Source organism: Verrucomicrobiia bacterium (assembly GCA_035765895.1).
Taxonomy (GTDB): Bacteria; Verrucomicrobiota; Verrucomicrobiia; order Limisphaerales; family DSYF01; genus DSYF01.
In genome coordinates this window covers 1-15,664 of sequence record DASTWL010000089.1, presented here as the reverse complement: position 1 = coordinate 15,664, position 15,664 = coordinate 1, and the positions used below count along the sequence as shown (strand labels likewise).

11 protein-coding genes are annotated in these 15,664 nt (G+C 63.2%); 8 read left to right on the top strand and 3 right to left on the bottom strand.

Going from position 1 to position 15,664, the window contains the following annotated elements; translation table 11 throughout:
* Positions 1-45: 45 nt before the first annotated feature.
* The 5 genes from VFV96_17380 (at position 46) to VFV96_17360 (ending at position 11,345) form a co-directional block, all read left to right on the top strand.
* On the top strand, positions 46-1,950 hold the full coding sequence (locus tag VFV96_17380) for an O-antigen ligase family protein (protein HEU5072179.1): 1,905 nt from the start codon (positions 46-48) through the stop codon (positions 1,948-1,950).
* An 84-nt stretch (positions 1,951-2,034) separates the two neighbouring features.
* Positions 2,035-2,802 (top strand): hypothetical protein, encoded by a 768-nt coding sequence (locus VFV96_17375; protein ID HEU5072178.1) that lies wholly within the window; start codon positions 2,035-2,037, stop codon positions 2,800-2,802.
* 10 nt (positions 2,803-2,812) lie between these two features.
* Complete coding sequence (locus tag VFV96_17370) at positions 2,813-4,189, top strand: MBL fold metallo-hydrolase (protein HEU5072177.1); 1,377 nt, start codon at positions 2,813-2,815, stop codon at positions 4,187-4,189.
* A 111-nt stretch (positions 4,190-4,300) separates the two neighbouring features.
* Positions 4,301-7,726, top strand: a complete 3,426-nt coding sequence (locus VFV96_17365) for a PD-(D/E)XK nuclease family protein (protein HEU5072176.1) — start codon at positions 4,301-4,303, stop codon at positions 7,724-7,726.
* 13 nt (positions 7,727-7,739) lie between these two features.
* Positions 7,740-11,345, top strand: a complete 3,606-nt coding sequence (locus VFV96_17360; protein HEU5072175.1) for a UvrD-helicase domain-containing protein — start codon at positions 7,740-7,742, stop codon at positions 11,343-11,345.
* Between the two features lie 40 nt (positions 11,346-11,385).
* On the opposite strand, the gene grpE is transcribed toward VFV96_17360, so the two are convergent.
* Entirely contained in the window at positions 11,386-12,126 is a 741-nt protein-coding gene (gene grpE, locus VFV96_17355) for a nucleotide exchange factor GrpE (GenBank protein HEU5072174.1), read from the bottom strand.
* Positions 12,127-12,410: 284 nt separating this feature from the next.
* Here grpE and VFV96_17350 point away from each other — a divergent pair, with 284 nt between their 5' ends.
* Genes VFV96_17350 through VFV96_17340 form a run of 3 tightly spaced genes read left to right on the top strand, consistent with a single transcriptional unit; the run spans position 12,411 to position 14,700 of the window.
* Complete coding sequence (locus tag VFV96_17350; protein HEU5072173.1) at positions 12,411-12,881, top strand: hypothetical protein; 471 nt, start codon at positions 12,411-12,413, stop codon at positions 12,879-12,881.
* Positions 12,878-13,462, top strand: coding sequence for a prepilin-type N-terminal cleavage/methylation domain-containing protein (locus tag VFV96_17345; GenBank protein ID HEU5072172.1), 585 nt, complete (start codon positions 12,878-12,880; stop codon positions 13,460-13,462). The genes VFV96_17350 and VFV96_17345 overlap by 4 nt, the downstream gene beginning before the upstream one ends.
* A 2-nt stretch (positions 13,463-13,464) precedes the next feature.
* Positions 13,465-14,700 carry a hypothetical protein gene (locus VFV96_17340; GenBank protein ID HEU5072171.1) on the top strand — a complete coding sequence of 412 codons (1,236 nt, stop codon included), beginning with the start codon at positions 13,465-13,467 and terminating at the stop codon, positions 14,698-14,700.
* Positions 14,701-14,744: 44 nt separating this feature from the next.
* On the opposite strand, the gene VFV96_17335 is transcribed toward VFV96_17340, so the two are convergent.
* Both VFV96_17335 and VFV96_17330 read right to left on the bottom strand, forming a co-directional pair.
* Positions 14,745-14,960 (bottom strand): hypothetical protein, encoded by a 216-nt coding sequence (locus VFV96_17335; GenBank protein HEU5072170.1) that lies wholly within the window; start codon positions 14,958-14,960, stop codon positions 14,745-14,747.
* Between the two features lie 227 nt (positions 14,961-15,187).
* Positions 15,188-15,664 (bottom strand): collagen-binding domain-containing protein (locus tag VFV96_17330; GenBank protein HEU5072169.1); only part of this gene is annotated, 477 nt, incomplete at its 5' end.

The following is a 15,664-nucleotide window of genomic DNA, read 5'->3' as shown; positions in this document are numbered from 1 at the left end:
AATTCGCGTGACCGGTCGCGCGCGGTTTTTTAGCCTCTGGGTTGCATGGATCGTGAACAAATGGACCGTTGGTGCGAGCGCGGGATCATCGCGCTGGTGCTCGGCATTTTGGTGTTTGGCCCGCTGGCGACCGGCGCCGTGCGGACGTTGGAGTTTCTCATCATCCAGGGGTTGACGGTGGCCGCCATGTTGTTGTGGCTGGTGCGGCTCTGGCTCAAGCCCCGGCCGCAGTTTTTGATGCCACCGCTGGGCTGGGCCGTGCTGGCGTTCGCGCTTTATGCCGTCGTGCGCTACTTCACGGCGGACATTGAATATGTCGCCCGGCTCGAAGTCCTCCGCGTCCTCATTTACACGGCGTTGTTCTTCATCGTCATCAACAACCTGCACCGGCAGGAGGCGGTCAACCTGTTTGGCTACGTGATGCTTTTTCTCGCGATGGGCATTGCGTTTTACGCGTGTTACCAGTTTTTCACCGGCAACGCGCACGTCTGGAATTTTGCGAACGACGCCTATCGTGGCCGCGGCACGGGCACTTACATCAATCCCAACCACATGGCCGGCCTGTTGGAAATGCTGCTGCCGCTGGGGCTGGCCTACACCATTGTGGGCCGCATGAAGCCGGTGTTGCGCATCCTGCTCGGCTACGCCTCCTGCGTGGTGGCGGCGGGGATTGCGGTGAGCCTGTCGCGCGGAAGCTGGCTGGCCACGCTGTTCGCGCTGGTGCTCTTTTTTCTCGTGCTGCTGTGTCATCGCGGATTTCGGTGGCCCGCCGGACTCGCGTTGCTGGTGATTGCCGTCGGGGCCGGCTTTTACGCGCCGAAGCTTTCCGTGGTGCGCCATCGCATTGCCGCGGGCGTCGAGGAGGCGACGAGCCGGGAAACCGTGCGTTACCAGCTATGGCGGCCCGCGCTGCGGCTGTGGGAAGAGGACAAATGGCTTGGCATCGGGCCCGGCCATTTCGACTACCGTTTCCGCAGCGTCCGGCCGCAGGATGTGCAACTCCGCCCGGACCGGGCGCACAATGATTACCTCAACACGCTTGTGGACTGGGGCATCATCGGGCTGGCGCTGGTGGGGCTCGCCGTTGGTCTGGTGGCGGCGGGCGTCCTCAAGACGTGGCGTTACGTGGGCGGCACGGCGGCGGATCTCGGCCAGCGTCGCAGCAACCGGTTCGCGTTTGTGCTGGGCGCATCCTTCGGGCTGGTGGCCCTGGCCATTCACAGCCTCGTGGATTTCAACATGCAGATTCCGGCCAATGCGATTCTGGCGGTCACACTGATGGCGCTGCTGGCCGCGCATCTGCGGTTTGCCACCGAACGCTGGTGGTTCAACGTGCGGCGGTCCGTCGTGGTGCTGGTGACGCTGCTGCTGCTCGCGGGCATGACGGTCCTGACGGTCGCGGGCCTCCGGCGGGCGGACGAATACGTGCAATTGCAGCGGGCCGCAGCCATGCCCGATTTGTCGGCGCGACGCGCGGCGGCGCTGGAGCGGGCGTTTGCCGCCGAGCCGAAGAACTTCGAGATCGCGTATCAAATTGGCGAGTGCTACCGCGTGCAAAGCTGGGACGGCGGCGACGATTACGCGGAACTGGCGCAGACGGCGATGCAGTGGTTCAAGCGCGCCATGGAGCTGAATCCTTACGACGCCTACAGTGTGTTGCGTTATGCGATGTGTCTTGACTGGCTCGGGCAGCACGAGGCCGCGATGCCCTATTACAGCCGGGCGGAGGATCTGGACCCCAATGGTTACTACACGGTGGCGCACATCGGCTGGCACTACGTGCAAACGGGCGATTACGCCGCCGCCCGCGCGTGGTTTGAACGTTCGCTGCGCCTGCAATCGGTCAACAATCCCATCGCGGAAAATTACCTTCAGCTGTGCGACCGCCGGTTGATGGAAATGGCCACGAATCAGTCGCCCGAGGAATTACTGCTGCGCACGGCCAGGTAAAACCGGTGGATTCCTTCAACGAGGCCGGCCGGCGGCCGGAGTTTTCGCTGGTTTAAGCGGGGGGCGGGTTTATGTTGCGGCGCGATGTCTGTCCGTTCCCGATCGTTGTGGTGGCCGCTGGCGCTGGCCGGTTTGCTCCTGTGGACCGCGCTTGTGCCGGTGTCCGCCCAGGTCGCCGCCGGTGCGTCACCCGGCCTCAACACCGCACTGGTGCGGCTCTTTGGCGGGATCACTGCCTTCACGGCGCAGTTGGAAATTCGCATGCTGGACGAGAAGGGGGAGGAAACGCTCAATGCGCCGCTGAAGTTCCGGCTGCTGGATGGCAAGATGCGCGGCGATGTCGACGTCGCCCGGCTCAAATCGAAGGAATTACCCGCGCTCGCGGCCGCCGCCGCGCAAAGCGTCGGCATGGACCGTGTCGTCACCCTGGTCCGGCCGGACAAGAAGGAAAGCTACCTCCTGTATCCGGCGTTCAAGGCGTGTGTTGTGGCGCCCTTGGGCGACGATGACCTCGCGGTGCTGCAGCGGCCGGCGAAAATCGAAAGGACGCCGCTGGGCCAGGAAAAACTGGACGGCCATCATTGCGTCAAAACGAAGGTGGTGTTGACGGCGCCGGATGGCCAGCGGTTCGAGGCCACCACCTGGAACGCGGCGGACCTCAAGGATTTTCCCTTGCAGATCGAGACGCACGATGGCACCAACCGGGTCATCCTGCATTTCTGGCGGGTCAAATTCGAGCGGGCCGAGCCGGCCTTGTTCGACCTGCCCGCGGGCACGGAAAAATTTGACGACGCCCGGGCGCTGTCACAGGCCGTCATGAAAAAACTCATCGGCCAGGCGCTCGGCAAATAGCAACTCACTCATGCGCATCACCAATCTTAATCCAGATTCGAACATCGGCGCCAGCTCGTGGCTCGTGGAGTTGGAAGGGCACCGGCTGCTGCTCGATGCCGGCACCCACCCGCGTCATGACGGCAACGCCAGCCTGCCGCTGTATCAACAGGTCGCCGAACAGGAGGTGGACGCCATCGCCATCTCGCACTGTCATCTCGACCATGTCGGCTCGCTGCCGGTGGCCATCCGCCACTTCCCCAAGGCGCACGTGCTGATGACGGAGCTGAGCTATTTCATTGTCGAGCGCGTGCTCCACAACTCCGTCAATGTGATGATGCGCGAACGCGAGGAACGCGGCATCCGCGAATACCCGCTTTTCACGCACGGTGAAGTGGAGGAAATCGCGCCTTTGTTTCAGGGCTTCCGCTACAACCGCGAGATTGAATGGGCGGCTTTTCACAAGTCGCGTAGCGGGCAGCCCTCGCCCACGCTGGAATTCCTGGACGCCGGCCACACGCTCGGCTCGGCCGGCGTCATGGTGCGCGGCCGCAAGGAGACGATGTTCTACACGGGCGACGTGTGTTTTCATGACCAGACCATCCTGCGGGCCGCGCGTTTCGAGGACGTGCAGGCGGATGTGTTGATCCTCGAAACGACGCGGGGCAACCGCGCGGTGCCGAAGGGTTTCACCCGTGAGGCGGAAATCGAACGGCTGGCCCAGGCCATCCAGCGTGTGCTCAAGCGGAAGGGCAGCGTGCTGATTCCCGCCTTTGCACTGGGGCGCACGCAGGAAATCCTGACGCTGCTGGCGCTGCTCATGCGCGAGGGGCGCCTCAAGCGCCAGCCCATCTACATCGGCGGGCTCGGCCGCGTGTTCTCGGAAATTTACGATTTGCAGGCGCACCGGACGCATCGCCAGCACAGCAACCTGCTGTTGCACGAGACGCTTGAATTGATCGTCGCGGACCCCGAGCAGATGCGCAAAATGAAGCTGGGCGGCGGGCGCATTTTTGTCATCACCTCGGGCATGATGAGCGAACACACGGCTGCGCACGACCTGGCGCTGCGCATGATGACTGACGAAAGGCACGGAATTTTCTTTGTCGGCTACGCGGATCCGGAGACGCCCGGCGGCCGGCTCAAGGCAGCCAGGCCGGGGGAAAAGTTCCTGTTCAGCCCCAGCGGGGGTGAAGCCGTCCGCCGCTGCGAGCTGCTCGACTTCGATTTGACTGCCCATGCGAACCGGCAGGATCTGCTGGATTTCGTCGGGAAGGTGGACCCGCGGGTGGTGCTGCTCACACATGGCGACGACGCCGCGCGGAAATGGTTTGAGCATCACATCCGCGCCCGGCATCCCAAAATCAAGGTGGTTCACCCGCAGCCCGGCAAACGGGTTGAGGCGTAAAATCATCGAGGTCCTCGTTTACGCGCCTCGACTGCGGACACCTGCTCTCGTTCCTCCCAACGGACACCGTAAATTGCTTGGCGCGCGGCGGCTTTCCAGAAAAGCTGCGGCATGCACGTGCAATTCCTTCTCGGCCCGGCCGGCAGCGGCAAGACGTTCCGCTGTGTCGAGGAAGTGCGTGCGGAACTCTGCCGCGCGCCCGACGGCCCGCCGCTCGTGTTTCTTGCGCCGAAGCAGGCGACGTTTCAGATCGAACGCCAGTTGCTGTCCACCACCGGGCTGGCGGGCTATTCCCGGCTGCAGATTCTTTCCTTCGAGCGTCTCGCCGCGTTTGTTCTCGACCAGTTTGAGCGGCCGTTTCCCGAGCTGCTCAGCGAGGCGGGGCGGGTGATGGTGCTTCGCGCCCTGCTCGCGCAGCATCATGCCGGGTTGAAAATCTTCCGTGCCAGCGCGCGGCTCACCGGCTTTGCCACCCAGCTCAGCCAGTTGTTGCGGGAATTCCAGTGCCACCGCGTTTCGCCTGCGAGGCTGACGGCCTTGGCAGCGACGACGCGCGGATCAGGGCGGCTGGCGGAAAAGCTGGACGATCTCGCCCTGCTGCTGGGGCATTACGAAGCATGGCTGCAACAGGCGCAAACGGACGGGCGGAAGCTGGAGGATGCCAGCCGGCTGCTCGACCTGGCGACGGAAGCCTTGCGCAGCGGGTTTGAGGGAGGCCGGCGGCTCCCGCTCGCGGGACTGTGGCTGGATGGTTTCGCCGAAATGACACCGCAGGAAATTGCCTTGCTGGCGGCGCTGGTGCCGCATGCGGAACGCGTCACGCTGGCCTTTTGTCTCGAAAGCGAACCGCTGGCGGAGGTCTCGTGGCTTTCGCCCTGGACGGTTGTGGGGCGCACGTTCGGCCGCTGTCGGGAGGCGGTGGCGCAAGCCTTGGGGGCCAGTCCGGCGGTGTCCGTGTTGACCCGGGATCCGGTGCACAGCCGGTTTGCGAACGCGCCGCAACTGGCCGCGTTGGAACGCGTCTGGGCCGCGGGCCACGAACGGGCAGGCGCGGCGCCGGTTGCGGACACTGCCGCGCCATCTTCCATCCGCCTGGTGGCCTGCACGGATGCCGAAGCCGAGGCAACCTTTGCCGCGCGGGAAATTTTGCAGCACGTGCAGGGCGGGGGACGGTTCCGCGATTGCGCCATTCTGGTCCGTTCGTTGGAGGATTACCACGACGTGTTGCGCCGGGTGCTGCGCCGCTACGAGATTCCGTTGTTCCTCGACCGGCGCGAGGTGGTGACACATCACCCGCTGGCCGAGCTCACGCGTTATGCGTTGCGCACGGTGACATTCGACTGGCGACAGGAGGATTGGTTCGGCGCGTTGAAGACCGGGCTGGTGAACGTGTCCGACGAGGACGTGGACTGGCTGGAAAACGAGGCGTTAAAGCGCGGCTGGGTGGGGCGCGTCTGGCATGAACCGTTCGCGTTGCCGGATGAACCCGGGCGGGCACCAGAGCTGGAACGCCTGCGGCAGCACATTCTGCCACCGTTCGCGAGATTTGCAGAGCCGCTCCAGCGGGCCGGATTCAATCCGGATGGCGCACTGCTCGCGGCGGCCATCCGGCGGTTGTGGCGCGACTTGCCGGTGGAAGAAACGCTCGCCGCCTGGCGCCAACGGGCGGCCGATCTGGACGTCAACAGCGCGGCGCACGAAACGGTGTGGACGCAGTTGAATGACTGGCTGGACAATCTGGAGCGCGCCTTCGGGCCGACCACCCTGCCGTTGCGCGACTGGCTGCCGATTGTGGAAGCGGGGCTGGCGGGATTGACCGTGGGGGTGATTCCGCCCTCGCTCGACCAGGTGCTCGTGGGCAGCGTGGATCGGTCGCGCAATCCGGATCTGCAACGGGTCTTTGTGCTCGGGTTGAATGAGGGCGTTTTCCCGGCGCCGCCCACGCCGGGCGTGCTGCTGACGGATTCGGACCGGCTGGAACTGGAGGCGCGCGGCGTGGCCTTGGGCGCGGGCCTGAAACAGCAACTCGGCCACGAACGCTACTTTGGTTACATCGCCTTCACGCGCGCCAGCCGTGAATTGACCGCCACCTGGGCCAACGTGAAGGCCGCGGGCGAAACGCTCAATCCGTCCGCGTTCGTGGCGGCCATCAAACGCGCTGTCCCCGGCGTTTGCGAAACGACCTTCACAGCCCCGGACTGGACGGGTGCGCGGCATCGGACGGAACTGGTTGAGCCCATTCTGAGCCGCCAATCGGCCCGTGTGGCGGACGAAGGCGAAGGTCAAATCACGCCCGCTCCTGACGGCCTGGACGCTTTGGCCGGCGGCGAGGAATTTGCGCCGGTGGTGCAACGTTGGGCGAACGCGCGCCTTGCCTTGCAGGCGGTTCGCCTGGGCGACGATGTCGCGCACCGCCTCTATGGCAATGAACTCGCCACGTCGGTGAGTGCGCTGGAGGATTTTACCGCCTGTCCGTTCCACTTCCTCGCGGCGCGGGCACTGCGCACGCAGGAGCGGGAGGAATTTGTCGTCGATGCGCGGGAGCGGGGCAGTTTTCAACACGAGGTGTTGCAGCGATTTCACCTCCGCGTGCGCGACGCGGGAAAATGCTGGCGCGACCTGGCGCCGGCGGAGGCGCGTCAATGGGTTCGGGAAATCGGGCAATCCGTGATCCAGGAATACCGCGGCGGCCTGCTGAACGTGGACGACGCGGCCCGGTTTACGGCGTCGCTGCTGTTGAACAACCTGGAGCAACTCATTGAAACGCTGGTGGGCTGGGCCCGGCAATACGGCTTCGATCCCGCCGCGGTGGAGGTGAGCTTCGGCCTTCCCGGCGCGGCGCTGCCCGCTTGGGGCATTGACCTGGGCGAAGGGCGCTCGCTGAAACTGCGGGGCCGCGTTGATCGCGTGGACCTCTGCCCGACCGAAACGGGAGAGACGTTGGTGGTCATCCTGGATTACAAATCGGGTGGCAAGCAGATGGACGCGGTCAAAATCGAGCACGGGCTCGAATTGCAGTTGCTCGCGTATCTTGCCGCCTTGACTCATCAGCCCGAGGCGGCGGCGTGGTTCGGCGCTCCGCGCCTGCGGGCGGCCGGCGGCTTTTACGTGCCGTTGCGAACGCGCCCGTTGACGGCGGCGACGCGCGCAGAGGCGGCGGCTTCCGCGGTGGACACGCGGGCGGGCTTTCAACATCGCGGCCGGTTCGACGGCGGCGTGCTGGAACTGTTTGACGCGCGTGGGGAATCCAAGGGCGACCAGTTTCGTTTCAGCAAAAACCGGGACAACTCGTTTTCAAAGCGGGGTAACGAAGCCCTGACCTCCGCCGAATTTGCCGGCCTGGTCAACGGCGCCATCGCCAAGTTGCGCGAGATTGGACGGGCGATTTTTCGCGGCGACGCGGAGGTTTCGCCGTATCGCTTCAAGCAGGAAACGGCCTGCGACCGTTGCGCCTACCGGGCCGTGTGCCGGTTTGATCCGTGGACGATGGCATTCCGCCGGTTGGAGGCGCGCAAACCCAAACCCTCAACTCCTTGACCGATCCTTCGGCATGCCCTTGACGCCATCCCAACAAGACGCCGTGCAGGCGCGCGGCAACGTGATTGTCGTGGCCGGCGCGGGCACCGGCAAAACGAGCACGCTGGTGGAGCGCTGCGCCGCATTGCTGGCGGGCGGTTGCTCGATCGAGAATGTGCTGCTGGTCACTTTCACCGAGGCGGCCGCGGCCGAAATGCGGCACCGGCTGCGTCTGCGCTTGATGCAGGCGGCTGAGGCGAGCACGGAAGCGGAGCAGTCCCGCTGGTGGCAGGAACAGCTTGCGCTGCTCGATTCGGCCCGCATCTGCACGCTGCATGGGTTCTGCCTTCAATTGGTCCGCGAAAACTTCCACCTGCTGGGACTGGATCCGGCGATGAAGGTGCTCGATGAACAACAAACCCGGCCGCTCATCGAACATGCGTTGGAGGCGAGTCTCGCGCCCCGCTTTGCCGGCGCCGGCGAGCTGTCTGTGGCGGTGCGGGAATTGATCCGGCGCTACGGTCAGGGTGACGTGGAAGGCATCCGGGCGATGGTGCGTCAGGTCCACACCTACACCCAAACGCTGCCGTCGCCCGCGGGCTGGTTTGCCGCGCAACGTCAGGCCCTGGCCGATGCCGAACCGGTGCAATGGCGCGACTGGTTCCGCGCCGCGGTGCACGAGTGGGCGAAGGAATGGGAGCCGGAACTGGCCACGGCGGCCGCGCAAGCGGCGAATATGGCCCGCTGCGCGCTGGCGGTGCAACAGCTCGCCGTGGCGGCCCGGCAAGGCACGGCGGCCTGCGGGCCGCATTTTCAGACCATTCTCGAGGCCGACGCTGACTGGCCGCCGCGCATGAAGCTGAAACTGCGGAAGCCCTTCCAGGGCTTTTTCGACGAGGCGGCGTTTCTGGCAAGTCAGTGCGAATCGACCGAAGCGGGCGACGGCCTGGATGCGGATTGGACACAGGTGCGGCCGTGCCTGCAGGCGTTGCTGTCGCTGACGACCGAGTTTGCCGCCACCTTCGCCGCGGCCAAACGAGAAGCGGGCGGAATCGACTTCGCCGATCTCGAGCAGTTCGCGTTGCGGCTGCTGCGGGACGATGCGGGCGCGCTGACGCCGGTGGCGCGGCGATGGCGCGCCGCGTTGGAATATGTGTTCGTGGATGAATGCCAGGACATCAATGCCGCACAGGACGCGATTCTTTCCGCCATCAGCCGCGAAGCGTCCGATGAAGCAGTTCCTGGAACACCCGTCATGCTGGCCAACCGCTTTCTGGTCGGTGACGTGAAGCAGAGCATTTATCAATTCCGCCTCGCGCGGCCGGAGCTGTTCCGTGATTACGAACGACAGTGGCAGGATGGGATCCGCGGGCGGCGCGTGGTGCTGGCGGAGAATTTTCGCAGCGTGCCGGGCATCATCCGCTTCGTGAACGCGCTCTTTCCCTGCCTGATGCGCGACACCATCGGCGGCGTGCCGTATGAACCCCTCGTGCCGGGCCGTGAGGAACCGGCGGCGGACGAGCCGCGCGCGGCGGAGCGGGCGGTGGAATTTCACCTGATCCCTCGCGATTCCGGTGAGGAAGAAGGTGGGGAAAACGGTCCGGCTGACGGCGCGGCGGAGCCGGAGGACTTGCTGACCGTGGAACGCGAGGCGTGCCTGGTTGCCCAACGATTGCGCGAGCTGCACGAATCCGGGCTCGAGATTTGGGACAAGGAATTCCAGCGACTGCGACGCGTGGAATGGCGTGACATGGCTGTCTTGCTGCGGTCTCCCCGGAGCCGGGTGGAGGCGTTTGCGCAGGAGTTTCACAAGTGCGGGGTGCCATTGCACGCGGCGCGTGAAGGCTTTCTGCAAAGCACGGAGGTGATGGATTTGCTGAGCCTGCTGCGGCTGCTGGACAATCCGTTGCAGGATATTCCGCTGCTGGCCGTGCTGCGTTCGCCGCTCGTCGCGGTCAGTCTGGATGAACTGGCGGCCGTCCGCAGCGTCAACGGCGCGCGCCGTTTCTGGACGGCCGTGCGGGAGTTTCATCGCGTCGCCCGGCAGCCATCCGAAGGGACCACACTGCCCGCGGCGGCCCAAACGGCCTGGCCCAAGGTGGATCGCTTTCTGACCCAATTTGCCGTCTGGCGGGAACGGGTCCGGCACGCATCGTTGTCCCAGTGTCTGGAGCAGGCGCTGACAGAGACGGATTACGAGTCGATCATCAAGGCGGGTGAACGCGGTGCGGAACGGGCGGCCAATGTGCGCAAGTTCGTCGCCGCCGTCCGTCAATACGATCCGTATCAACGCCAGGGATTGTTCCGCTTCTTGAAATTTGTGGAATCGTTGGAGGCGGCGGGACAGGACTTGGAGCCGGCCGCTGCGCCGACGCCAAATGCCGTCCGCTTGATGAGCATCCATCAAAGCAAGGGCCTCGAATTTCCGGTCGTGGTGGTGGCGTGCCTCGGTGGGCGGTTCAACTTCGACGATTTGCGGCAGGACATTTTGCTTGATGAAAAGTTTGGTCTGGGCGCCCGCGTGGTGTTGCCCGCCGCGGGCACCAAGCATCCATCGCTGGCGCACTGGCTCGCGGCGCGGCGACATCGTCACCAGCTTCTGGGCGAAGAACTCCGTCTGCTCTACGTCGCCGCGACACGGGCGCGTGACCGTCTCTTGCTGACGGCGACGGCGACGCGGCGGGATGGTGAGGCGTGGGAATCCGTGCCGCCCCGCATTCCCGCCGACCGGGAGATTCTCGCGGCGCGCACGCCGCTCGACTGGTTGTTGTTGTGGCTGCCGACTGTGACACGGGCGGAGGACTGGCAGGACAGCGGCGGAGCAGGGGAATTGCTCAGTTGGCGCATCTGGGCGGCCGTAAAACGGATGCCGTTGCCGGCCGCGGCCGATTCACCCGTGCCCGCCACCGAAGCCAGCGCGGAAACTGGCCGGGCGATTGAAGAGGTTAAACAGCGTATTCGCTGGCAATACCCCCATCGCGTCGCGACGAACACCGCCGCCAAGACCAGTGTCACGACGCTGCGGCGGCAGGCTGCGGAACTGGCGGATGAGGATGCGCGGCCGTGGGTGGCCCGGTTGGAGCCGCTGCGGCGTTCGCCGCGCGCGGGGGGCGCCGCCGAGATCGGCACGTTGCACCACCAATTCCTGCAACGGTTGAATCTCCAGCAGCCGTGTGACGAGGCGGACTTGCGCCGGCAACTCGCGGCGCTGGTGGCGCGAGGTGTATTCAGTGCAGAGCAGGCGGCGGCGATGGAACTCGCGGCGTTGGCGCGCTTCTGGCAGGGCGATGTGGGGAGGCAAATTCGGGTGCACGCCGCCGCAATCCGGCGTGAACTGCCCTTCACGGCGCGCTTCACGATGGCCGAATTGGAGCGAATGACCGGAGTGGCGGCGGCGGACACGGCCGGAGAATTCGTGGTGGTGCAGGGCGTCGCCGATCTGGTGGTGATGCTGCCCGCAGAGTTATGGCTGCTCGACTTCAAGACCGACCAGGTGGCGGCCGCCGACGTGGCGGCGAAAGAGAAGTTGTATCGCCCCCAGTTGAAACTTTACGCGGCGGCGTTGGCGGCCATTTACGGCAAACCGGTTACCCGCTGCTGGCTGTATTTCCTCGCGCCCGGGGTCACAGTGTCAGTCTGATTTTCACAGCGTGGCTGGCAAGGGGTGCACCGGCCGGCGGTTAGAACAGGGTTGGCTCCTTCGGGGTGTCGTCTGCCGGTGCGGTCGAGGCGGCCGGCTCCACGACGGCTTCGGCCGGGGAGGTCAGTTCGACCAGGGCGGGGCGGACCATTTGACCACGGAACGTATAACCGGTGGCCAGTGTTTCCCGCACGACGGCTTCGGCTGTCGGTTGTCCGGGTTGATTGGCCTGATGTTTGGTCTGGTCGAAGGGTTCGCCCGCATCGGAGGAAAACGGGTTTACACCAACGCGGCGCGCGGCATCCCGCAGAGCGCCTTGGAACTGGGCAATTTGCTCGATCAATGCAGGCTTTCCGGAACGTAACGCGGCTTTGTGCAGGGCAAAGGTATGATCCAGCATGCGCACCAGCACCTGCAGCCAGTCGGCCTCCACGCGACGTAGTTTTTCGACTTCCAACCGCAGATTTGCCTTCTCGGCGTCGTTGGCCTTTTGCATGAACTCCGCAAAGGCCCGGCCTTCGGTGGCCATACGTTCGCCGATTTCCCGCGCCGCCGTGGTGGTTTTCGCGCAGTGATCCTGCACAGTTTGCCACTGGCTGGTGGCTTGGGCGATTTGCGTGGCCACGGTCTCCAGATTTTGCACTTTGTCCATTGTGGTGGTCAGGGCCTCGGCTTCGGTGGCCTTCAGGATCAGACGGTAATCGAGCACGAACGGCGTTACGGCAAAGGCGGCGCCCACGGCGACGCAGGCACAGAGGGCGGCCGTGTTAAAGGTATCCATCGGAAACTTGCCCTGGGCATAAATCAACCAAGCCAGTCCTAACATGAAGGCGTCGCTGAAAAAGAATGGCCATTTAGGGACCGTGGGTTGCGATGGTCTGCTCATCGCCCACGGTGTAGAGGATGTTCAACAGCAGTGCAAGAACGCGTGAATGGGCCGAGTCACCCCGGGAGACACCGGGGCCAGCAAACGCGGAGGTTACGGGTTTTTCCCGGGTTTAATTTTGACATTGCCTGTGGTTATGGTTAGCCGTGATGCAGATCGGGGAGCAAAACAGCACAAAAATGCGCGCCAGCCAACAGCGTGGATGCGGTTCACGACGAGCCTACACGTTTGTCGAGGTGATGGTCGCCGTAGGCGTGATCGGTGTGCTCTTCGTGTCGCTTTATCTGGCGTTTTCCGCGGCGTTCTCAGTGATTCAAGTGGCGCGCGAAAACCTGCGGGCCACGCAGATTCTGGTGCAGCGGGCCGAAACCCTTCGGCTCTACACGTGGAGCCAGTTAACCAACTCGGCCTACTTTCAGACGAATTTCACCGACAATTACGCCCCGCTGGGCGCGACCTACTACGGCAGCATCAGCCTGAACCAGCCGACATATCTCGGGTCGCCCGGCTACCTGGCCGACATCAAGGCCGTGACCATTGCAGTGCGCTGGACCAACGGAATTGGCGCGCCGGTGCCGCATTATCGTGAACTGCGGACTCAGGTCGCCCGTTGGGGGATGCAAAACTACGTTTACGGTTACCGCCAATGAAATTCTGCGCCGCCCCAAACCAATCCACTGCCGCACGCCGGGCGATGACCCTGGTGGAAGTGCTGGTGGCAGTGGCTATCGGTTCGCTGGTGCTGGCCATTGTGGTGACGCTGATCGTTTTTGGCGCGCGCAGTTTCATTGCCTTGGGCAATTACTCCGTGCTGGACCAGCAAAGCCGGCTGGGAATCGACCGCATGACGCGGGAAATCCGGCAGGCGACCGCCGTGATCGGCGTGCAAACCAACACGACGCCCATCTGGCTGCTGATTACCAACGCCCCCAAGGGCATCACCGTCAAATACGCGTGGGATCCGGCGGCCCAGGAATTGACGGCCAAGTATTCGGACAAAGCCGAGGAACAGACTCTTTTGACCGGCTGTGAACGCTGGAACTTCAGCCTCTGGCAGCGCACGCCCTATGCGAACCAGACGAATGCCTTTCACACCGCAGATACGCTGGCATTGTGCAAGCTGGTGAGCATGAACTGGAAATGTTCGCGGTCTGTGATGGGCACCAACCTGGTGAACACCGAAACGATTCAAACCGCCCAAATCGTGCTCCGCAACCAACAATCCAAGTGACCATGAAGCTCCGTTTGACACGCCTCTCGCGGAACGCCGGCAGCGTTCTGATGGTCACGCTGGTTACCGGCGTCATCATCGGTATTGTGCTGGCCAGCTATCTCGTGCTCGTCCGGCATCAGAACGCCACGGTGGCCCGGTCCCAGGCGTGGAACGTGGCACTGGCTACGGCGGAGGCGGGTGTTGAAGAGGCGTTTGCCCAGGTTAACGTGGGCATGCCCAAGTATCGGACCAATGGCGCCGCGTGGGCGGCCAGTCGGACGATTGGGCGAAGCCAATATGACGTCAACTACGCGGCCTTTGCCGCCGACAGCGCGCCGATTTTTTATTCCACGGGCCGGGTTACGGTGCCGGCGCTCGGAGCCACACTGGTGCGGGTGGTGCGGGTTAAAACCGCCGCCACGCCGTTGTTTGGCGCGGCTCTGGTTGCGTTAAACGACGTTGACATGAAGGGAAACAACATCAGCACGGACAGCTATAACTCGACCAATTCCAGCTACGTCGGCAGCCAGGGAGATGTGGTGAGCCTTTATGGGTTGTTGGATGTGGGAAATGCCAATGTGCATGGCGATTTGTTGCTCGGGGCAAATAACACGAACAGCCTGCAGACCGTCACCAATTCGATTCTGAAGAACGGCACGGTTTCCGGCACCATTGCCAACGATTTCAACATGGACGTCGCGGTGGCGGGCTTGCCGGCCGACTGGAATACCTTTGGGGCGCCGGCAAAACCCGGTGGGGCGTCAGCTTACGACTACGTTCCCCAATATGACGGCGATTACACGCTCAGCTCCCTTTCCACCAGTTTGCTCATCACCACCAATCGCCATGTGCGGCTGCTGATTACGGGTGATGTCAAGTTGAACGGCACACCGGCCATCACCATTGAAAAGGGGGGCAGCCTGACGATATACATGGCGGGCCAGACGTTCTCGATGTCGGGGGCCGGTTCGCTGAACACCGATCCAGCTGCGGCGCCAAAGGATTTCATGCTGGTGGGACTCGACGGAAATAAAACCATCAGCATGTCGGGCAATGGAACCTACACCGGGACCATTTATGCACCGGGCTCCGATTTGACCTTGGGCGGAGGTGGCTCCGACACCATCGATTTCAAAGGTGCCGTAGTAGTCAAATCAGCGACCATGAATGGCCACGTGAATTTTCACTTCGATGAGGCGCTGCCCAACGTGCCCATCATCCGTGGCTATGATGCCGTCGCATGGGAGGAACTTTAGAAGTTGATTCTTCTGCTTTCGCAGGTGTTCAAAGGATAAATTTCTTAGGCTTCGGGATAAACTCGGGAATGCAATCTGGCCACCAGACAAATGCCGGTGGCGATTTGTCCCAGCCACCGCTTTTCGAATTCGCCAACGTCCACTTCGGATGTTGTTTTTCCGCGGCCATTGTCGGTGCTCTCGAAGTAAATCGATATCTTGCCAAGCGTGGTGCGGCCTGGTGTAAACGATCGCTGGCACGAGAACGTGGCCTTGGCCACAATCTATGAGAGATTCCCTTATCGGAATGACGGCTGTCAGGCAGCTTTGAACTAATTCGGAGATCCTCTCTCCGGATTTCTGATGCCGCTCCAAATCGAACCAACAGAATTGGGTAAAGCTCCGCCATGTGACGGTTGCGTGCCGCTGCTCTTGAATCCCGTGTCCCTAAAAGTAAAAACCTCCGGTGAGCATGGCTCGCCCGGAGGTTGAAAAAGGCAGTGTTCGATCAGTTTCCAGCCTGGGTCAGAGAGACTTCCTGCCAGGACTGCATCACGTAGCGGCTGCTGTCACCTTCGCTCTTGAGCGACTCATCATAGTGAAAACTATAGTGACCATTCATGGTAATGGTGTTGCCGACGAGGGCGCCGACGAAATCCTGATCGGAGTTGCCGCCGCCGTTGAGTTTCACCGCCGCATTGGGGGCGTAAACACAGCCGGTGAATTCACCGTTGCCGCCAATGCTCAAGGACGTGACGGAATCTGCGCACAGCAATTTGAAATTGCGCGCGTAACCATTTTTATTCATCACGCCGTTGCCGCCCAAGCTGACGGACGAGCCGCCGACATACATCTTCAGTGAGCTGTCGGGTGCGATGGTCAGGCCGTTTTGGCCGCTGATGCTGACATCGCCTGTGACGATGAAGGTCGCGTAGCCACCCATCACCAACACGTTTGCGTTATTGATGCTCGGAACCTGGTAAAC

Coding starts and splice junctions, on each gene's coding strand:
- VFV96_17345 (HEU5072172.1), top strand. CDS start 12,878: ATGAAATTCTGCGCCGCCCCAAACCAATCCACTGCCGCACGCCGGGCG.
- VFV96_17340 (HEU5072171.1), top strand. CDS start 13,465: ATGAAGCTCCGTTTGACACGCCTCTCGCGGAACGCCGGCAGCGTTCTG.
- VFV96_17370 (HEU5072177.1), top strand. CDS start 2,813: ATGCGCATCACCAATCTTAATCCAGATTCGAACATCGGCGCCAGCTCG.
- grpE (HEU5072174.1), bottom strand. CDS start 12,126: ATGGATACCTTTAACACGGCCGCCCTCTGTGCCTGCGTCGCCGTGGGC.
- VFV96_17365 (HEU5072176.1), top strand. CDS start 4,301: ATGCACGTGCAATTCCTTCTCGGCCCGGCCGGCAGCGGCAAGACGTTC.
- VFV96_17375 (HEU5072178.1), top strand. CDS start 2,035: ATGTCTGTCCGTTCCCGATCGTTGTGGTGGCCGCTGGCGCTGGCCGGT.
- VFV96_17380 (HEU5072179.1), top strand. CDS start 46: ATGGATCGTGAACAAATGGACCGTTGGTGCGAGCGCGGGATCATCGCG.
- VFV96_17360 (HEU5072175.1), top strand. CDS start 7,740: ATGCCCTTGACGCCATCCCAACAAGACGCCGTGCAGGCGCGCGGCAAC.
- VFV96_17350 (HEU5072173.1), top strand. CDS start 12,411: ATGCGCGCCAGCCAACAGCGTGGATGCGGTTCACGACGAGCCTACACG.